This window comes from Falseniella ignava, from assembly GCF_002847645.1.
GTDB lineage: Bacteria > Bacillota > Bacilli > Lactobacillales > Aerococcaceae > Falseniella > Falseniella ignava.
Genome location: NZ_PKHE01000018.1, coordinates 13,373 through 32,950 on the forward strand (window position 1 = coordinate 13,373; position 19,578 = coordinate 32,950).

A 19,578-nucleotide genomic window follows, 5' to 3' on the forward strand; every position below is an offset into this window, starting at 1 on the left:
GGCGTCAATATGCGTTGCCCAAAGTGTCATCATACATCATCTAAAGTGATTGATTCTAGACCGAGTGAAGAGACCGATACGATTCGCCGTCGAAGAGAATGTCTAAGTTGTGGCTATCGTTTTAATACGTATGAGCGTATTGAAAAGCTTCCTTTACTCGTTATTAAGCGGGATAATGTTCGTGAAGAATTTAATCGCGATAAACTCTTGCGAGGTATTATTCGATCGGCTGAGAAGCGGCCGATTCAATTAGAAGCGATGAATAAATTAGTTGATTCTATTGAAGAGAAAATCCGTGAATCTGGTAAGCAAGAAATACCGAGCGAAGTGATTGGCGAAATGGTGATGGAGCGCCTTTTTGAATTGGACGAAGTCGCTTATATCCGTTTTGCGAGTGTCTATCGTGAATTTCAATCGCGTGAGATGTTTATGAAAGAATTAGAAACAATGGTCGATAAATATCGAGCCGAGTCCGATTCGAATTCGAAAGGGGATCTTTCATGAAAATAAATGATTCGGCTTGGCGGATGCATCCTACTCAACCATTACAAGTGCAATCACTTTCGCAAATCAATCGACAAGAAATTCATCATCTTATTTCACTGTACCAGCCGCTAGTTGGGCCGTTGGGAGTTGCATTGTATTTAACACTCGAATCATTAGCTGATTCTCCACAAGAATCTCTACAACATCAAGATATTTTCAAAGTAATGAATATGGGAGCGGCAGATTTTCATTGGGCGCGTCAAAGACTTGAGGCGGTAGGATTGTTAAAGACATTCTTATATTCATCAAGTGATCAGCCAAGTAAGTATCAACTCGCTGTCTATCAAGTATTAAAGCCTAAAACTTTTGCAGCATTTAGTCAATCAAGCCAACTTAAAACCGCACTCCTACATTATATGGGGCCTGGGTACTTTGAACAGTTGATACAAGAAAATGAAGCCCCGTCAGTGGATTTGCAACAGTTTGAAGAAGTTACGCAACCATTCAAAGCGATTTATAGTGGGATTGCGGCAAATGTTAATGCGTCTGATCAAAATAGCGATAGTTCGATCGAAAATTTTAAAAGAACACCGGTCTCTCAAACAGTACATAAGGTAATTAACGCTTTGATTAAGCGTGGTGTCAATCATCAATTATTCACAGTTCGGTTTATGGACGAACTAAACGCTTTACAGACCTTATATCAATTCGATGAACAGACGTTATATCAGTTATTGAATCAAGTCATTCAATCTCAATCAGATTCGATTGATTATCAGCAATTGCATGCGGAAGCAAAAACCATCCGGACGAAGAAAGACACCCTTCATGAATCTGCTCAATCAAAGGAAATTGAAACGAAGATTGATAAGGGCGCGACAATGAAAGAGACATTTTTTCCAATTGAATATACGATGACGTCCTTAAGGGAACGTCAAACGCAATTAATGGAAGCCTATCCAGATTTGCGAGAACAAGATATCCAATTGATTTTGACCACCGAACAATTACCTCATGCAGTATTTTTGGAGCGAATTAAGCAAGGTAAAGGTGGTTTTGCTACGAATTACGAGCAGAAGAATTTAATTGAATTGACTAAGGTGGTTTCTTTGAACCCAGCGGTGATCAATTTCTTGATTTATTATATTTTAATTATTTTGAATAAATCAACACTGTATCAAGGGGATCTCGAACGTTATGCTAACGAATGGCAGCAAAATCATTTAGAACATGTTGTTGATGTGATGCACTATCTTCGTAAACAAGAAGTGATTCGAAAAAAACAAGTCAATCCGAAACGAAAATCAACGACTTATTCAAATTATAACGAGCCGATTCCTGAGTGGATGCAAATGGATAATGAAAGTAAAAGTGAAACAGTGGGTAGTGATTCAGTTGATCAAAAATTTGAGCAAACATTAAAAGCACGCCTTGAAAAATTAAAACGACAGGAGGATGAGCATGCATAGTCTATCGGATTATTTGAAAGTGGAACGGAATCCACAGCAAGAAGCAAAATTCAAGCAACGGAAGCAAAAAATTTATCAAGATGAAGACATTAAAGCATTTCTTTCAAAACACCAATCAGAGATAACGGAAGAGATGATTCAAAAGTCACTATCAAAATTAGATGAATTTCTGAAAGAAAAAGAATTGCATCAAGCAGGCTTACCTGGCGCTAATCCAGGATTTATTCCAAAATTATTCTTAAATGAAGGCTACATTGATGTGAATTACGAACCGAGTGCGGCTTATCTACATGCGCAAAAAGCGGCACGTCAACAACATAATCTTAAAAATTTAATGGTGCCTCAAGCTGCTCGTCACGCCCGTCTATCTGATATTTATCACCATACGGCAGTGCGGCAACAAGTTTTATCTGAATTGGTGCATTTTTTAGAACAAGTTCAGTCGCAAGGCATTCAAGATATTCGCGGTTTTTATTTAACAGGTACTTTTGGTGTCGGGAAAACTTATATGTTGTCCGCATTAGCCAATGAAATGATGGCAATGGATTATCAGGTTTTTATCGTTCATTTTCCAACATTTGTGAATGATTTAAAAGGGTCGTTTGCAGATAATACGATGACCCAACAAATTGATCAACTTAAGCAAGTGGATGTACTTATTATCGATGATATTGGTGCGCAGTTTAATTCTGCTTGGTCACGTGATGATATTTTAATGCCGATTTTAGAGTATCGGATGCGCGAAGGAAAACCTACTTGCTTTACTTCAAACTTTACAATGAAAGAGTTGGAGGAGCATCTAGCACATTCAAAAGACGGTCATGAACCGGTTAAAGCTCGTCGCATTTTAGAACGAATCAATTATTTAGCAAAAGAAATGATTCTAAGTGGTGAGAATTTAAGGGCAAAAGAAAGAGAAAGAGGTTAAAAAATGAATCCAAATAATTCAAACGAATATGAAAAACGACGTCGGTTACTAATGGTTTACTTGGTGATTTCATTAATTGTACAAATTATTATTTTAGGGTGCTATTATTTCCTAGAAAAGCAAGTTCTATTAACATTTCCGATGTTGCTAGGAATCTTTATTACGATTGCGACTTTCCCAGTTATAAAAAGTTTAAAATAATTGGATTGTAAATTTAATTTTACTTTATTAGCTATTTTTGCTATAATCATTACTATAATATAGATATCAGCATAAACAAGGGGTGCCATATTGGCTGAGATTATACCCTTTATTGGATCAAGGTAATACTTGCGTCAAGATGTTTAACTCCTTTTTTGTGTTGGCCAAGAAAAGGAGTTTTTTTATGTCAAAAATTAAAACACAAACGTTGATTGAGATTACTATCTGTGCGGCTTTAGCACTACTTATTGATTTGTTGATTCCTTCGCCATCATGGAGTTTTAAGGTATCTGTTAAAATGATTCCGATTATTATTCTTGCCTTACGTCGTGGTACATTGGCAGGATGTTTGGGTGGATTTTTATGGGGATTACTCCAATACATTACCGGTAATGCGTATGTATTAACGTTAGGACAATTTGTGATTGAATATTTTGTCGCTTTTTCAGTCATTGGTTTCGCTGGTTTCTTTGCACCTTATATGCAAAGAATATTACAAGAAGAGCCAACAAATCGTATGAAACAATGGGTGACAGCTTCCATGGCGACAATTGTAGGATCATTAGCTCGCTATATCGTCCACTTTATTGCGGGGGTATGGTTCTGGGGATCTTATGCGCCTGAAGGACAAAGTCCATTTGTATACTCATTCCTAGTTAATGGGGGAGCGTTTCTATCTGAAACACTATGCTGTATTATTGTATTAATTTTCTTAACACGGTCCTTCCAACCTCTCTTACGCGTAAAAACATCAGGATATTAATTAATTTTTTTAACACTTTTGCAAACTCTTGCATCTTTAATCGTTTAATGGTATAAATAAGGTATTATAAGTTATCTAATAATGAAGACAGCGTTACTTATTTGAGTTGTTTATAGAGAGAGATGGGTTGGTGTAACATCTTCGCTCACTAAGTAAAGACCCCTTCATTAGAATCTTGATGAACCACTATGCGAATTGCATAGAAGAGTAGTTAAGATCGTGATCACGCGTTAAGTGACTGAGGATAATCGTCAGATTATTAAAGTTTGGGTGGAACCACGTTATTAACGTCCCATTGATTGTTATGGCAATCAATGGGATTTTTTATTTTTAAAAAGGAGGAATTATGATGTCTCAAATAACACTAACATTTCCGGATGGAAATCAACGCACTTACGAACAAGGAATTACGGTAGAAGATGTGGCAGGATCGATTGCTAAATCGCTTCAAAAAGCGACGTTAGCAGCGAAGTTAGATGACGAATGGGTAGATTGCCATGAGCCGATCTTACGTGATGGTACGATTCGTTTGATTACTGAGAAAGATCCTGAAGCTTTGGAGTTACTTCGTCACTCCGGAGCGCATTTACTAGCGCAAGCTTTGACTCGCTTGTATCCAGGAATTCATTTTGGAGTAGGACCATTTATTGATTCTGGATTTTACTACGATACCGATAGCCCGACGACGATTACTGAAGAAGATTTACCGCGAATCGAAGCTGAGATGAAAAAAATTGTTAAAGAAAATTATCCGATTGAAGGACGTGAAGTATCGCGTGAAGAGGCGCTAGAAATTTTTGCTAAGGATCCGTATAAACAAGAATTAATTCATGATTTACCTGAGGACGAAGTCATTACTGTTTACCAACAAGGAGAATTTACTGACTTATGTCGCGGTGGCCATGTTCCATCTACTGGCAAAATAAAAGTCTTTAAATTATTATCACTGGCCGGAGCATATTGGCGAGGAAATTCAGACAATAAAATGATGCAACGCGTCTATGGGACAGCGTTCTTCTCCCAAGAGGAATTAGACGAATTTCTAAGATTAAGAGAAGAGGCTAAAGAGCGCGATCATCGTCGTTTAGGTAAAGAACTGGGAATCTTTATGATTAGCCAAGAAGCTGGCCAAGGGATTCCATTTTGGTTACCGAATGGCGCAACAGTTCGCCGAGTGATTGAACGCTATATTGTTGATAAAGAGACAGAGCTAGGGTATGACCATGTCTATACGCCAATTATGGCAAATGTTGATTTATACAAAACATCAGGGCACTGGGATCATTATCACGAAGATATGTATCCACCGATGGATTTAGGTGACGGCGAGATGTTAGTCTTACGTCCAATGAACTGCCCACATCATATGTTGATTTATAAAGATGATATCCATTCCTATCGTGAATTGCCACTTCGAATTGCTGAGCTGGGTATGATGCACCGTTATGAAAAATCAGGTTCATTATCTGGTTTACAGCGTGTGCGTGAAATGACCTTAAACGATGCACATATCTTTGTTCGTCCGGATCAAATTAAAGAAGAATTTATTCGAGTATTACGTTTAATCCAAGAGGTTTATGAAGATTTCAACATTACCGATTATCGTTATCGCTTAAGTTACCGCGATCCACATGACACGAAAAAATACTTTGACGATGATGAAATGTGGGAAAAAGCACAAACCATGTTAAAAGAAGCAATGGATGAGCTTGACTTAGATTACTTCGAAGCAGAAGGGGAAGCGGCTTTCTATGGACCTAAATTAGATGTTCAAGTGAAGACGGCGATTGGAATGGAAGAAACTCTTTCAACTGTTCAATTAGACTTCCTCTTACCAGAGCGATTTGACCTAACCTATGTAGGAGAAGATGGGCAAAATACGCATCGTCCAGTCGTTATCCACCGAGGCGTTGTGTCAACAATGGAACGATTTGTGGCATACTTAATTGAAGAATACAAAGGGGCGTTCCCTACATGGTTAGCTCCTACTCAAGTGAAGTTAATTCCAGTCAACGTAGAAGCGCATGGTAATCGAATTGAAGAAATCTATCATGATTTACGCAGTAAAGGATTTAGAGTTGAGATGGATTTACGTAATGAGAAACTGGGCTATAAGATCCGCGAAGCCCAAACATCTAAGATTCCATATCAACTAGTAATTGGAGATCAGGAAGTAGAGGACGGTACCGTAAATGTTCGCCAATATTCATCGAAAGACCAATTGAGTATGTCTTATGAAGAATTTATTCAATACTTAAGTGATGATGTTACTTCGAAGAGTCGAATTAATCAATAATTAAATAAATCAAAATAAAGAACCGCTGGTCACAAAACTTGTGACCAGCGGTATTTTGTTTGATTAAATTATAATTAATCGAATACAGTTTGACCTGAAACAGGAGTTGTTAAAGCGTTAAGTGCTTTGTCAACTAATCTCTCACGTAGTTTGTATTCTTCCTCTTTATCCAATGCTGGATTTCCAAGTGGGTGAGGAATAGCAATTGTAGGAACGATACGGTTCGCTCCAACTGTTTGAGAGATTGGAACAACAGTACACATGTGAACCACAGGAATACCAGTTGCTTCGATACCTTTTACCATCGTTGCTCCGCAACGTGTACAGGTCCCTCAAGTAGAGGTTAAGATAACAGCATCTACGCCATTTTCGTGAAGTTCTTTAGCGATATCTTCAGAGAATGCTTTTGCGTTTGCAACGGCAGTACCGTTACCAACAGTAGAGTAGAAGTAGTGGAATAATTCACCAATTTCACCGTTTTTCTCTTTGTTGCGTAAAACGTCAACAGGGATAACACGGTCCATATCTTCGTTAGCTACAACAGGGTCGAAACCACCGTGAGCTGTTTCCCATTCACCTTCTACTAAGTCATCAACACCCGCAATGTCATAACGACCAAATTTAGATGCTGATGAAGATTCGATACGGTCTGGGTTACCATGTGGAACAGGTCCACCAGAAGATACGATCGCAATCTTAGCTTTAGTAATATCTTTAATTGCTGCTGCTGGTTCAACGTTGTCGAATTCAGGCATTGGGAATTCAGTTTCGAATTCTTCGCCTTTCATTTTCTTAATTAACATTTCAACCGCACGTTGTCCACCAATCTTATCTGCATGGTAGTTTTTACGGTGACGAACGAAGTAACCGTCCTCTTCAGGATTTGGTTCTTCACCAGCGATTAATTTGTTAACAACTTTAGCGATAGCTGGAACAGCTTTACGCATTGCTGCTGCAGAGTTACCAGTTCCTACAATGTAAGGAACTTTCTTATACATTTCAACCCCAGGGTTTTCTTCGTACATACCTGTAACTGCAGGAATTTCTAAACGTTCCATCACTGCAGTTGCTACAGCACCTGCTGCAACCCCGTAACGACCCGCGTTAAATGCAGGACCTGCGATTACTAAGTCAGGGTTGAATGATTTAATCATTTCGATAACTTCGTCGATTGCTTCTGGATGCTCGTTAAAGTATGAGTCACCACAAGCTACTGTACCAACGATTTCAGCGTCTTCTAATACTTTACCAAACGCAAGACCAGGTCCGACAGGGCCATCTTCTTTGAATGGTTTTGTATCAGCTTTTTCTTCTCCACCAATACCAGCGTAGAACTGGTTGATGTAATGTACAATACGTTTTGTCATTCTATTACCTCCTTTTATATTCGTTTAGATTACACACCGCGCGCAGATTGAACGTTGAAGCCTAATTCGTTAGTAGCTCCAGTAATAGCTTGCAATTCAACAACAATTGAGCCGTCTTCTTGTAAGCTTCCGTCGAATCCACCTGCGATTGTATCAACGTAATCTAACATTCCAATGACTTTATCCATTGGAGGTAGAGTGATTAATTCGTTTGCGTTACCACCAGTAACTACAGCGTTAGCTGCTGGATCCGCATCCGCTAATGATTGAGAAGCTCCGTCACGACCAGCATACTCGTCAGTTACGATAACTGTGTCGATACCTTTAGCTTCAATTTTCTTACAGTTCATGATTAAGTCAGTATCTGGGTTACCAAAACCTTCTTGAGTTACGATAACACCGTCAAGACCTAGGTATTCAGCTAATTTAGAAGTCCAGTTAGATGAACGTTCTTTGTCAGCTAAGTATACGTTCTCGTTAGTGATGATAACGCCCATGAAGTTTAAGTCTTTACCATGGTGTTCGTATAAATGCTTGATAACTGGGTTGTTTAAGTGGTGGTAAGTTGTATTCTTATCACATGCAGACACACAGTTACCTGATACAATTGCGCCGTCCATAACTTCAGTAGGGTAAAGGATTGTTGGAACAATCTTCTTAGCATCCACACCGTAAACATAAGTGTCGTGTAATAACCCTTGTGTTTGAAGCATGTATACATAACCTACTTTAGGTAAGTCAGGGAATTCTGCCGCTTGTTCGAAAACAGGTTTTGTTTCAAAAGTATGGATTTCATCTGGTTCAACGTCATGACCTAGTTTACCTAAGTATTCTGCAACCTTGAATCCTGCGAAACGAACTGCTTCTTCGTATTGATGTTGTTTTAATCCTTCAACTGGATCAATTACAAGACAGATATTGATATTTTTAGAGAATGGAGTTTTTTCTGCTCCAGGTCCTTGCATATCAACAATACCTTCTTGGAAACCAACAATCTTACCAACAGTCATAACTTCACAGCCTTTAAGAACGTGAGTACGTCCTTCTCCAACTGTGTCAACTTTGTTGATTACACCTGGGAAGATTCCAGCTGTAGAATCAACTTTAACGCGTGGCTCGATAACGTCCTTAACTGGCGTAATACGCACGCTGTCACCTGGCTTCGCAATCTCAACGCGACACTCAGCTAAGTGCTCGTCTTCAAGAACAATATCAATGATTTCTTGCGTGTTAATGTAAAGAACGTTTTTTTCTACTTTAGATTCTTCACCTAACACGACATCGTTGATTAGGATGTTACCTAATTCTAACTTCATTCTATCACCTCAACTATATATTTCTCTTTAACCCGAGATAAGGTTTTACAAGTACCGAGGGGGGACTTGTATTTGACTTATAGCGCCTTGAATAATATGGAAGTCTACAACTGCAAAGTCCTCTAAGATTCGCTCATTCCAATCCGGAGTTTTACGCATTTCCTGGAAATGATCATAAACATCTATTGCCTTTTCCACAATGACTAAGCTCTCCATATCAACGGAGTGGCTTTTCTGGGGTGCCACGATGATTGACTTATAGACGGTCTCATTTGGTTTAATGCTGCCACTCAACGGGTGGGTAAGCAGAGCGTAAGAATTTTCGACGATATCACGGTGCGCCTTTAACAACACATCGCGATAAGATCCTTCAATAAAATCAATCGGGATATTATCGATTTCTTTCGCTACTAGGGGATTGTTCGTTATAATCTTCATAATACTCCTTAAATAACCAATAATTTTCAAACAACTTGTCAACTAAGTAAACAAACTTGTTTTACATCACCGGTCAACGCGCCCGATGATGGATACTCGCTTGGATCATCATCTGTCCTATCTCCTTATCATATGATTTAGTAAAGATTTGTATAAATAAGTGCATAACGAATAAGCGCACTTTCTTACTTAGATTGTACCACACAGAAATAGAAAGTGCAATCTTTCACTTAGCTTCGGTTTCATATATTACTTTACATTTTGATTAAAATTCATCTTATATTATATAAGAAATTGATGGCATCTTGAAAATCATTTTGATGAGTGCATTTAATGTTGGATTTTATAAGCAAAACCATTAATTTTTTTAGAGTTTTATGATAACATAGTTTGTGAAATAGATAATATAAAGATGTATCCATAGGAGGAATATTATGTCAGAATATAAAGAGCTTGTTGCTTGTGGTGGATGAAGTGCCAAATTAGGACCTGATAGTTTATCAGGATTATTAGATCGCTTACCACGACAAGTGGACGAAAGGTTGATTGTTGGTTTTGACTCAGCGGATGATGCAGCTGTATTTAAAGTTTCAGATGATATTGCCTTGATTCAAACATTGGACTTTTTCCCTACGATGGTTCCAGATCCGTATATTTTTGGGAAAGTTGCTGCAGCGAATGCTTTAAGTGACGTATACGCGATGGGCGGCACTCCAATTACTGCGATGAATATCGTTGCTTTCCCTCAAGATGGGGATATGGAGATGCTCGCTGAAATTATGCGAGGTGGTGCGGAAGTTGTTGCGGATGCCAAATGTGTTTTAGCAGGAGGTCATTCGATTAGTGATGCGACACCAAAATATGGATTATCTGTTACTGGTTTGGTGCATCCCGATAAAGTGATTATGAATAATTCGACCCAAGCAGGGGATGTTTTAATTACAACAAAACCACTCGGGAGTGGAATTGTAACGGGTGCTTACCGTAATGATAAAGCAAGTCACGAAGCTTATGAAGAAGCCATCAAATGGATGACTACCTTAAATCGTGATGCAGGGGAGGTAATGTTAGAATACCCTGTCTCAAGTGCAACGGACGTCACAGGTTTTGGTCTATTAGGTCATTTGCATGAAATGATGCGTCCAGATATTACCGCAATCATATACGCTGACCAATTACCATATATCGAAGAAGCATTTACGCTCGGTGAACAGGGAATTGTAACAGGAGGCAGCAAACGAAACCGTAAGTTCTTAGCGAATGCGTTACGGTTTAATGATGTCGCAAAACCATACCAAGAACTATTGCTTGATCCACAGACATCCGGTGGATTATTAATGAGTGTCCCTAAATCTTATGCAGATGAAGTAACAGCCGCTTTGAAATCTCGCGGTGTTCCTGCAGCGGTGATTGGGGAAGTCATTGAGCGAAAAGACATTGAGATGATTGTCAAACCATCAAAATAATTAAATAAGATGGTTGATCGATCGCAAGATAATGATATTAATTATTATGTACAATTAGAGGGGGAAATATGGATAAACAACCTGATCGTTATTTAATTGCTTTCGATGATACTCATGTCGCCATTCATACTGAAAAACTTGTACAAGAGGCGGGCTGTAAAGCTCGCCTTGTTGGTACGCCGGAATCTATCTCTGCAAGTTGTGGGTTGGCGTTACTAGTAAAACGTGAAGAGATGGCGATAGTGTGGGATTTAGTTCAAGAGCACCAGTTAATTGAAGAAATCGCCCCGTATTGTGTCTATCGAACCGGAGCACATAAAACTTACGAACCTTATCAACCTAAAGAAGATTAATCCAAAGGAGGGAATGCATGAAGCGGGTAGTAATTGGTACTGCAGGTCATATTGACCACGGAAAAAGTACGTTAATTAAGACACTTACTGGAATTCAGACTGACTCGACTAAAGAAGAACAACAACGTGGTCTGACCATTAACTTAGGATTTGCCCATCTTGATTTACCAAGTGGTGAAAGTGTAGGGATTGTCGATGTCCCCGGGCATGAGAAATTTATTAAAAATATGGTGGCGGGCGCCATTGGGATTGACTTAGTGTTGTTAGTGATTGATGCGCATGAGGGAATTATGGCACAGACACGTGAGCATGTGGCGATTATGACCTTATTAGGTATTAAAAATTATGTCATTGCTTTAACAAAAGTTGCGGATGTTGATCCAGAATTAAAAGATTTGGTCTATCTCGATATCCACGAACAATTTCAAGGAACTCCATTAGAGAATGCTCCAATCGTTGAAACCGATGCGATTGCAGGCATTGGTTTGGATGAATTGAAACAAGTATTAGATGAAGTTTCCCAATCTGTTCGTAGTGAAGCGTTAAGTTTACCAGCCCGTATGAACATTGACCGAGCATTTTCGGTTAAAGGATTTGGAACGGTTGTGACGGGAACTTTGATTGAAGGTCAAATCAAAGTGGGGGATGAATTATTCGTATATCCCGCGGGAATCAAAACAAAAGTACGCTCAATTCAAATTCATGAAGAGGAGCAACCTGTAGCGGAAGCAGGAAATCGAACCGCTTTAAACTTAACAAAAGTAACGCTAGATGATATTGGTCGAGGTAGTGTTTTGAGCCAAAATGAATTAGAACCTACTTATATGTTAGATGTTAAATTACACTGCTTAGAACATGCACATCAACCGATTGAGCTATGGGACCGCGTTCACTTACATATCGGAACGAGAGAAGTGTTAGCGCGAGTCGTTCCTTTAGGTCAAGAAATTATTATGCCAGGTTCAGATGGCTATGCACAATTAAGGTTGGAAGAAGAAATCGCCGTTAAACGGGACGACCACTTTATTATTCGTTCGTACTCGCCAGTTGATACCATTGGAGGAGGGATGGTCTTAGATACTCATCCGCAAAAACATAAGCGTTTCAATGAAGAAGTGATTGAAAGTCTGGAAATTAAAGAAGCGGGGGATTTATCCGATATTATTTTAGACTTTATGAATCGTCGTACCTTTGCGACCATTAGCGCTAGCGAAATTGCGGATTACTTAAATGAAGAACCTGAACAAGTTGATGAAGCGCTGGACAAATTAGTTGCTCAAGAACAGTTGACCCTTTTTGGCCACCGCTATATTTCTACGGAGCGGATTGAAGATTTAATTGGTACGATGATGCAGTTGCTTAAGGATTACCATGAAAAATATCCGGTTCGTAATGGCATGCCTTTAGAAGAGTTTCGTTCAAATTATAATAAGCTCGCACCGCGTGATTTAAGTGCGATTATGAAAGAACTTGAAACACGAGGATTAATCGCTATAGAAGGAGAATTTATTCGTTCGGCTGATTTCGAACTTGAGTTAGACGAAGCGCAACAAGCGCTGAAAGATGCCATGCTCAATGAACTTAAAACAGCTCAATTACAACCTCCAACGTATGAGGAATTAGTTGGTAAGAGTGCTGAACGTAAAGAAATGTTGAATTCTTTATTAGATGAAGAAATTATTCAGTTAGACCGAATTACCTTTATTCACAAAGAAGTATATGAACAAGCGGTTGAAGCGGTCGTTCATCATATTCAGGAACATGGACAAATTACTTTAGCCGAGTTTAGAGATTTAATGGATACGAGCCGAAAATATTCGCTAATATTCCTAGATTATCTCGATGAACATGGCATTACCAAACGCATTGAAGATTACCGCGTGTTAGCTTAATAAGGAGAATAGAATGAAAGACATACTTAGACAACTCCCTTCAGTCAATGATTTATTGAAGGTACAATCGGTTGATGAATTGATTGGTTTGTACTCCTACGACCGAGTTAAGGAGGCTTTACAGCAAGCAATTGATCAAGTGCGTCAATCTATTTTATCAGGTGATAAGGTAGACATTCACGATGCTGCAATCATCGATGAAGCTTCGCAGCAATTAGAAACTTTGAAATCCTCTTCACTGAAAAGTGTTATCAATGCGACTGGAACCGTCTTACATACGAATCTAGGGAGAGCATTATTATCTGAAGATGCGATCGATGCGATGGTTCAAGTTGCAAGAGGCTATAATAATTTAGAGTACTCGATTGAATCAGGCAGTCGTGGGACTCGATATGAGCATATCGAGCAAATTATTACAGAATTGACCGGAGCAGAATCAGCTCTATTAGTGAATAATAATGCTGCCGCTGTTATGTTAATGTTAACGACCTTTACTAAAGGTAAAGAAGTATTAATTTCGCGTGGCGAATTGGTTGAAATTGGAGGATCGTTCCGTGTTCCAGAAGTAATCTCGAGCGGGGGTGCGATTTTACATGAAGTGGGTTCCACTAATAAGACGCATTTGAAAGATTATCAAGTGGGAATTAATGAAGAGACGGGTGCAATTTTACGAGTTCATACAAGTAACTATCGTGTGATTGGTTTCACAGAGACGGTTACAGATCGTGAACTAGTTGAATTAGCACATTCCCATGATTTACCAGCATTTAATGATTTAGGTAGTGGATTGCTTATTGACTTGCAACATTTGGGCTTATCATATGAACCCACCGTTAAAGAAATGATTGATGCGGGTTATGATTTAGTCTCTTTCAGCGGCGATAAGCTCCTCGGAGGACCTCAAGCTGGAATTATTGCAGGTAAAAAATCTTATATTGATCAATTGAAAAAGGCGCCGCTACTGCGAGCGCTCCGTTCTGATAAAGTGACGATTGCCGCCTTGGAGGCAACTTTACGCGCTTATCTCAATCCTTCAGAAGCCATTAAACAGATTCCTACATTACAGATGCTGGGCTATTCAATGGATGAATTAAATGAACGTGCACAATCGCTATCTCAAAAACTATCAGAAATTGATGGTATTGAAGCGAAAATTGTAGATGGCTTCTCTCAAGTGGGTGGGGGATCTTACCCAGGTGAGTATTTACCAACGAAGCTAGTTAACGTAACTACGCAAAAAATTGATGAAGCTACCTTTGAACGTGAGCTGCGTTTATCAGCTCATCATATTATTCCGCGAATTCATGATGGTAAGATTCAGTTTGATGTTCGTACCATTTCGTTAGCAGACTTTGATACCATCGTGGAAGAGGTACGCGTTATTCTTACCGAATATTAATAATTATCATCAAAATATTATGTAAGACAATAAAAACGATTACGTGATTGATATCACAAGGTTTTGGTTTCAAGCTTCTATTTCTTGTGAATTCAATCGCTTGACAATGTTTTGTTTCATGGTAAACTTAAAGCATATCAAGAATATAGGAGGAAATATTATGTCACTTGAAAACAAAAAAGTGCTTGTAATTGGTGACCGTGATGGTATCCCAGGACAAGCTATTGAAGAATGTCTTAAGGGCACTTCTGCTGAAGTAATTTTCTCTTCTACAGAGTGTTTCGTTTGAACGGCCGCGGGAGCCATGGATTTGGAAAATCAACGCCGTGTTAAAGAAGCAGCTGAAGAATTTGGTGCTGAAAACGTAGCAGTCGTCATCGGTGGTGGCGAAGCTGAATCAGCAGGACTTGCAGCAGAAACTGTTACATCTGGAGACCCAACATACGCAGGTCCACTTACAAACGTAGCATTAAACTTAGCGTTTGTTCACCCATTAGAGCCTGAGTTCAAAGAATTTGTTGATCCTGAAGTTTACGATGAACAAATCGGAATGATGGAAATGGTATTAGATGTTGATTCAATTATTGAAGAAATGGAATCAATCCGTAACGCGTAAGCGCCAAACTATGTTCAACATTTAAGAATTAAGCCCCACTCATAGAGTGGGGTTTTTGTTTTGTGTTAAAGAAAAGAGATTAAAACAAATCCCCCAATCACAAAATGCGACTGGGGGATTCATTATTTATTGATTTAAAAATCGTTTTAAAAATTCTTTGGTTCGATCGTGTTTTGGATTTTCAAAGATATCTTTGGCCGAGCGGTCCTCTAGAATAATTCCTTTATCCATAAAAAGAACTCGGTCAGAAACATCCCTAGCAAAATCCATCTCATGGGTTACGATAATCATCGTCATCCCGCTTTGAGCTAGGGAAGTCATTACATCAAGCACTTCTCCAACAGTTTCAGGATCTAATGCGGAGGTGGGTTCATCAAATAGTAGAATTTCAGGATTCATGCAGAGTGCGCGCGCAATTGCGACACGTTGTTTTTGTCCACCTGAGATCTGACTCGGTTTGGCATTGATATACTGAGCCATTCCGACAGATTCTAAAGTTTCGATGGCAATTTTCTTTGCTGTATCCTTTGGAATTCCAAGAACTTTTTCTTGTCCAATCATGCAATTTTCTAAAATATTTTTGTTGTTAAACAGATTAAAGTTTTGAAATACCATTCCGACTTGTGAACGGTATTTTCTTAAATCAAAAGTATGATCTAAAATGTTCTGGCCATGATACTCGATGGATCCACTGGAAGGGACTTCAAGTAAATTGAGACAACGAAGTAGGGTAGATTTACCGGATCCTGAAGATCCGATAATGGTTACAACTTGCCCTTTTTCAACTTCCATATTGATATCCTTAAGTACTACGTTATCGCCATAGCTTTTTTCAAGGTTAGTTATTTTTAGTATTGACATTGTTAGCTCCTGTCGATGATTCTAGTATAAAGTCACGTTCATTGTATTTCTTTTCTAATAGTAAGAGAATTCGTGTAATCGTAAAGGTTAAAACTAAATAAATGAGTGCCGTAATAATGTACGTTGGGAAATATTGATAGGTTGAACCAGCAACCGATCGCGACATAAAGAATAATTCTGTAACAGAAATAACGTTAAGGACGGATGTATCCTTAATGTTAATGACGAACTCATTCCCTAATGAAGGGAGAATCGTTTTAATGGTTTGAGGTAGAATAATGTTGGTCATTGCCTGCCAGTTTGTCATTCCGATTGCCTTACAAGCTTCAAATTGTCCTTTATCGACCGAGTTAATACCACCTCGAACGACCTCTGATAAGTATGCGCCAGTATTTACGGATACAATTAATAAGGCTGCGAACATTGGCGATAAATCAATATCAAAGTACTGTTTCAAACCATAAAATATAATAACAGATTGGACCATCATCGGCGTTCCTCTAAAGAGTTCGATATAGATTGTTAAAAGCGTGTTTACAAATTTATGCATATAGTAGCCAAAAGGACGTGTTTGTTTATTCGTTTCCATCTGTCTAATAATTGCGACAATCAGACCGATAATAAAGCCTACAATTGTTGAAACAATTGAAATAAATAAGGTATTTAAAATTCCTCTCAGAAACAGCTGGGAATATTGACTCCAAATTGTTTTAACTTCGGCAAAAAATGATAAATCATGTTCATCTTGGGTTGTAATATCGACCATTTCACTCATAATTTCATCTTGCACTTGATTGATATCTAATTCACTTAAATAGTCATTAATCACTTCTGTGAGGGGGGAGCCTTTTTTTAAACCAACGGCTATAGTTGTATCGCTATCACTTGTTTTAAAATTTTTTTCATCTTCAAATTTTAAATAAGTAAGATTCGGATTTGAAGCGATCGCAGCGAGTGCGCCGGCTTCTTCGGAGATATAGCCATCAAGATTGCCTGCATTTGTTGCTGCAATCATGGTTGGGAAAGAATCCATCGGTTCTTGTTTAATGACACCATCCATTTGATTTACAACTTCAGCATGGAAAGTTCCTAATTGGCCAGTAATTTTTGCCCCTTGAAAGTCATTAATTGATTGAGCGTTGATAAATGGTGAATCTTTAGGAATGACCACCACCATCTTTGCCTTGTAGTAAGGTTCTGTGAAATCAACTTGTTTAAGTCGTTCCGTAGTAGGGCTCATTCCAGCTAAAATAGCATCGATTTTACCGCTGGTTAAAGCAGGAATTAAGCCGTCCCAATCAATTTTGTATATTTCTAACTTTTTCCCGAGGTGATCCGCTATTTTTTGAGCGAATTGGACATCGTAGCCGTTAGCATATTCTCCTGCAGAATTCGCGATAGGATAGCCACCATTAGCGTCATCGGTTTGTGAAAAATTATATGGAGCATAATTTACCTCCATACCCACTTTTAACACATCTTCGCTGGCTTCTACGGGTCCGATTGGGATCAATAGATATAGGGCCAACAGCCAATAAATTATTTTTTTCATTGCAATCCTTTCCTTTACTTTTTTTACAAGATGATTAGCTAATAATCATTTTTATCTCAACAAAGTTTAAAAGCATCCTGCAATTTACTACATGGATGCGTTGTTTATGGTTGATTTTAGAAATTTACCACAAATATCACAAAGTCTCCGGCAATATTACCTGAAAATATGAATTATGTCAAATAACATCTAGTTATCTTTAGTTAAACATAATAATGATTTGACAGAATAAGCTGAACGAATGATATAAAAATATGTTACCTCATTCTAGGGGTGTCTTGAGGCAGATTGAGCAAGAAATGATGATGTATTTCAGAAGCTTGTATTCGTATTCAGTTTTAGAAGCTTAGTGTAAAATAACTGTTGGTAAGCTAAAAGCAAAAAAGATAACCCTCTGCTATACTGTTAGTAACCAAAACACACAGAAAGTTAGAGGGTTATCCATGAATATTGTAACACAAGTTATGCAAGAAATTAGTAAAATGATGACAGATTTATATCATCAAGCGATTCAAGGGGAAGTAGACTTTTCAACGTGTATCAAAACCATTCGCGATACGATGCGTCAACTCTCGGTCGATTTAGGAGAAGATCTCTGTGCAACGATTGAGGAATCACTTTTTGAAAGCCCTGGCAGAAAAGCAAGATATCGCGTTCATCGTAGCCATGATGAAAAAACAATCTCCACACTGATCGGTGATATCAAACTTTCAAGGCGTTATTACAAAGATAAGCAAACGGGTGAGTTCTGCTACTTATTGGATGATTACTTATCGCTCACACCTCACCAGCGCGTGGATCTAGATTTAGAGGCAGCCATTTACGAGAAGGCCAGTAAGCATTCTTATCAAGCGACCCTGGATAGTTTCGAACATATCGGGATTCATCGTCGTCAGACCGTCAAGAATATTGTGCATAAGTATTGCCCGGATTCTGTTGCGTTGCCGGTGGGAGAAAAACGTCAGGTAGACTGTCTATACATTGAAGCTGATGAAGACCATGTAGCCTATCAAGATGGGAAGAATCGAGAAATGCGCTTGGCGTATGTTCACGAAGGATACAAAGAAAATTTAGGGTCAAGTAATCGAAAAGCATTAAATGTTCATCGCATATTCACAGGCTTATACGAAGATAGCGAGGAATTGTGGGAAGATGTCTATTACTATCTCGACCAACAATACGATTTAGCGGCCTGCTCGGCCCTTTATTTAAGTGGTGACGGAGCTCACTGGATTAAGAAAGGGTTGGACACTCTCCCGACTCAGACGCGCTTTGTTCTTGACCCTTATCATACGGTGAAATATCTTCGTCAGGCATGTGTTGGTATCAGTAATGGTCATTTATACGCCACTTTACATCGTTGGCTTTATACAGGTGAAAAAGGGTATCTACAGGACTACTTCAAAGTGCGACTCAGCGATCCGTCGCTACCCGAATCTTCAAAACAAACGCTTCAAAAGGTTCGCCGCTATCTAATAGGCAATTGGGATGCGATCCAAAGACAAAGAGAGTCGCAATATATCGGTTGTAGTGCCGAGGGTCACGTCAGTCATTGGTTAAGTGCGCGTTTAAGTTCGCGACCGCTAGGATGGAGTACAACAGGCGCAGAAAGCATCGCTAAAGCGCGTGCTTATGATCTAAATGGTGGTGATTTAAAAGCTTGGGTAAGAAATCAAACAAAAACAGAAGAAAGAGAACGAAGAGTCAATAAATTAGATGGCCGCGTGGGGCGAAAATACGCCCGTCAGTATGATTGGAGTGGTAAAGTAGCGATCTTACACTATTCCAATAACACACGGAGTCGACAGGTTTTTGGGACACTCGCTGGTTATTGAAATCCAATAGAGTGAACCCCGTCTTCGTAACGAAAGCTAGAGACGACGAAATGAATTCTCGCTGTCAAAGACGCTGGTTAAAATATGGAATTAATGAAATTGGGTTCAGGGAAATGAAAAAGTATGGTAGAGGAAAACCAACAATAATTTGACACTATCTTAATTCAAAAAAGCGCTGTCAAGCACAAATGAATATGTCCCGATTTTTGGGTTTTTAGCGTGTAACGAAAGAGGGTTAAAAACTACCGCGCTTCGCTTGGTTGCCTCGTGATGATGGACGATACAAAAAGCGCATCGTCCTTCATCACGAGGGATTATCACTACACTTCAATTAGCTCTT

16 protein-coding genes, 1 pseudogene and 1 riboswitch are annotated in these 19,578 nt (G+C 38.9%); of the genes and pseudogenes, 12 read left to right on the plus strand and 5 right to left on the minus strand.

The annotated features are described in order from the left end of the window. The first annotated feature begins 9 nt into the window (after positions 1-9). The 6 genes from nrdR to thrS all read left to right on the plus strand — a co-directional run bounded on the left by nrdR (position 10) and on the right by thrS (position 6,143). Positions 10-504 carry a transcriptional regulator NrdR gene (gene nrdR / locus CYJ57_RS06400; protein WP_101954581.1) on the plus strand — a complete coding sequence of 165 codons (495 nt, stop codon included), beginning with the start codon at positions 10-12 and terminating at the stop codon, positions 502-504. Beyond that, positions 501-1,955, plus strand: a complete 1,455-nt coding sequence (locus CYJ57_RS06405) for a DnaD domain protein (RefSeq protein ID WP_101954582.1) — start codon at positions 501-503, stop codon at positions 1,953-1,955. The genes nrdR and CYJ57_RS06405 overlap by 4 nt, the downstream gene beginning before the upstream one ends. Then, entirely contained in the window at positions 1,948-2,883 is a 936-nt protein-coding gene (dnaI, locus tag CYJ57_RS06410) for a primosomal protein DnaI (protein ID WP_180764424.1), read from the plus strand. Before CYJ57_RS06405 ends, dnaI begins: the two co-directional genes overlap by 8 nt. Before the next feature lie 3 nt (positions 2,884-2,886). Further along, complete coding sequence (locus CYJ57_RS06415) at positions 2,887-3,084, plus strand: hypothetical protein (RefSeq protein ID WP_006702067.1); 198 nt, start codon at positions 2,887-2,889, stop codon at positions 3,082-3,084. A 68-nt stretch (positions 3,085-3,152) separates the two neighbouring features. Further along, positions 3,153-3,241, plus strand: a riboswitch (TPP riboswitch). 27 nt (positions 3,242-3,268) lie between these two features. Then, on the plus strand, positions 3,269-3,847 hold the full coding sequence (gene thiT / locus CYJ57_RS06420; RefSeq protein WP_101954584.1) for an energy-coupled thiamine transporter ThiT: 579 nt from the start codon (positions 3,269-3,271) through the stop codon (positions 3,845-3,847). Between the two features lie 349 nt (positions 3,848-4,196). Next, a complete protein-coding gene (thrS, locus tag CYJ57_RS06425) occupies positions 4,197-6,143 on the plus strand; it encodes a threonine--tRNA ligase (protein ID WP_101954586.1) in 1,947 nt (648 codons plus the stop codon). Positions 6,144-6,217: 74 nt separating this feature from the next. Here thrS and grdB read toward each other — a convergent pair whose 3' ends face one another. From grdB to CYJ57_RS06440, 3 genes are read right to left on the minus strand one after another with little or no spacing between them, the layout of a single operon-like run. Next, complete coding sequence (gene grdB, locus CYJ57_RS06430) at positions 6,218-7,510, minus strand: glycine reductase complex selenoprotein B (RefSeq protein WP_101954587.1); 1,293 nt, start codon at positions 7,508-7,510, stop codon at positions 6,218-6,220. 29 nt (positions 7,511-7,539) lie between these two features. After that, the gene (locus tag CYJ57_RS06435) at positions 7,540-8,826 is read right to left on the minus strand and encodes a glycine/sarcosine/betaine reductase component B subunit (protein WP_006702072.1); all 1,287 of its coding nucleotides are present in this window, start codon (positions 8,824-8,826) and stop codon (positions 7,540-7,542) included. 45 nt (positions 8,827-8,871) lie between these two features. After that, on the minus strand, positions 8,872-9,264 hold the full coding sequence (locus CYJ57_RS06440; RefSeq protein WP_006702073.1) for a GrdX family protein: 393 nt from the start codon (positions 9,262-9,264) through the stop codon (positions 8,872-8,874). Between the two features lie 473 nt (positions 9,265-9,737). On the opposite strand from CYJ57_RS06440, the pseudogene selD reads away from it, so the two are divergent. The 5 genes and pseudogenes from selD to grdA form a co-directional block, all read left to right on the plus strand. Continuing rightward, positions 9,738-10,730: pseudogene (gene selD, locus CYJ57_RS06445) on the plus strand (selenide, water dikinase SelD); the annotation flags it as partial. A 68-nt stretch (positions 10,731-10,798) separates the two neighbouring features. Beyond that, positions 10,799-11,083, plus strand: coding sequence for a putative Se/S carrier protein (locus CYJ57_RS06450; RefSeq protein ID WP_006702075.1), 285 nt, complete (start codon positions 10,799-10,801; stop codon positions 11,081-11,083). Between the two features lie 17 nt (positions 11,084-11,100). Next, positions 11,101-12,975, plus strand: a complete 1,875-nt coding sequence (selB, locus tag CYJ57_RS06455; RefSeq protein WP_101954589.1) for a selenocysteine-specific translation elongation factor — start codon at positions 11,101-11,103, stop codon at positions 12,973-12,975. 13 nt (positions 12,976-12,988) lie between these two features. Continuing rightward, positions 12,989-14,374, plus strand: coding sequence for an L-seryl-tRNA(Sec) selenium transferase (gene selA, locus CYJ57_RS06460; protein WP_101954590.1), 1,386 nt, complete (start codon positions 12,989-12,991; stop codon positions 14,372-14,374). Positions 14,375-14,534: 160 nt separating this feature from the next. Further along, positions 14,535-14,990: a glycine/sarcosine/betaine reductase complex selenoprotein A gene (gene grdA, locus CYJ57_RS06465; protein WP_083857198.1), complete on the plus strand. Its 456-nt coding sequence runs from the start codon at positions 14,535-14,537 to the stop codon at positions 14,988-14,990. 126 nt (positions 14,991-15,116) lie between these two features. Here the strand turns inward: grdA and CYJ57_RS06470 are convergent, their stop codons facing one another. Together CYJ57_RS06470 and CYJ57_RS06475 are read right to left on the minus strand one after the other, a co-directional pair. Then, positions 15,117-15,851, minus strand: coding sequence for an amino acid ABC transporter ATP-binding protein (locus tag CYJ57_RS06470; RefSeq protein ID WP_101954591.1), 735 nt, complete (start codon positions 15,849-15,851; stop codon positions 15,117-15,119). Beyond that, positions 15,829-17,403, minus strand: coding sequence for an ABC transporter substrate-binding protein/permease (locus CYJ57_RS06475; RefSeq protein WP_101954592.1), 1,575 nt, complete (start codon positions 17,401-17,403; stop codon positions 15,829-15,831). Before CYJ57_RS06475 ends, CYJ57_RS06470 begins: the two co-directional genes overlap by 23 nt. 443 nt (positions 17,404-17,846) lie before the next feature. Between CYJ57_RS06475 and CYJ57_RS06480 the strand changes: the two genes are divergently transcribed. Continuing rightward, a complete protein-coding gene (locus CYJ57_RS06480; RefSeq protein ID WP_101954593.1) occupies positions 17,847-19,238 on the plus strand; it encodes an ISLre2 family transposase in 1,392 nt (463 codons plus the stop codon). The last annotated feature ends 340 nt before the right edge of the window (positions 19,239-19,578 follow it).

What these genes read in the sequence shown, in the direction of transcription:
- nrdR (WP_101954581.1), top strand. Translation starts at nt 10, where the DNA reads ATGCGTTGCCCAAAGTGTCATCATACATCATCTAAAGTGATTGATTCT.
- CYJ57_RS06405 (WP_101954582.1), top strand. Translation starts at nt 501, where the DNA reads ATGAAAATAAATGATTCGGCTTGGCGGATGCATCCTACTCAACCATTA.
- dnaI (WP_180764424.1), top strand. Translation starts at nt 1,948, where the DNA reads ATGCATAGTCTATCGGATTATTTGAAAGTGGAACGGAATCCACAGCAA.
- CYJ57_RS06415 (WP_006702067.1), top strand. Translation starts at nt 2,887, where the DNA reads ATGAATCCAAATAATTCAAACGAATATGAAAAACGACGTCGGTTACTA.
- thiT (WP_101954584.1), top strand. Translation starts at nt 3,269, where the DNA reads ATGTCAAAAATTAAAACACAAACGTTGATTGAGATTACTATCTGTGCG.
- thrS (WP_101954586.1), top strand. Translation starts at nt 4,197, where the DNA reads ATGTCTCAAATAACACTAACATTTCCGGATGGAAATCAACGCACTTAC.
- CYJ57_RS06435 (WP_006702072.1), bottom strand. Translation starts at nt 8,826, where the DNA reads ATGAAGTTAGAATTAGGTAACATCCTAATCAACGATGTCGTGTTAGGT.
- CYJ57_RS06440 (WP_006702073.1), bottom strand. Translation starts at nt 9,264, where the DNA reads ATGAAGATTATAACGAACAATCCCCTAGTAGCGAAAGAAATCGATAAT.
- CYJ57_RS06450 (WP_006702075.1), top strand. Translation starts at nt 10,799, where the DNA reads ATGGATAAACAACCTGATCGTTATTTAATTGCTTTCGATGATACTCAT.
- selB (WP_101954589.1), top strand. Translation starts at nt 11,101, where the DNA reads ATGAAGCGGGTAGTAATTGGTACTGCAGGTCATATTGACCACGGAAAA.
- selA (WP_101954590.1), top strand. Translation starts at nt 12,989, where the DNA reads ATGAAAGACATACTTAGACAACTCCCTTCAGTCAATGATTTATTGAAG.
- CYJ57_RS06470 (WP_101954591.1), bottom strand. Translation starts at nt 15,851, where the DNA reads ATGTCAATACTAAAAATAACTAACCTTGAAAAAAGCTATGGCGATAAC.
- CYJ57_RS06475 (WP_101954592.1), bottom strand. Translation starts at nt 17,403, where the DNA reads ATGAAAAAAATAATTTATTGGCTGTTGGCCCTATATCTATTGATCCCA.
- CYJ57_RS06480 (WP_101954593.1), top strand. Translation starts at nt 17,847, where the DNA reads ATGAATATTGTAACACAAGTTATGCAAGAAATTAGTAAAATGATGACA.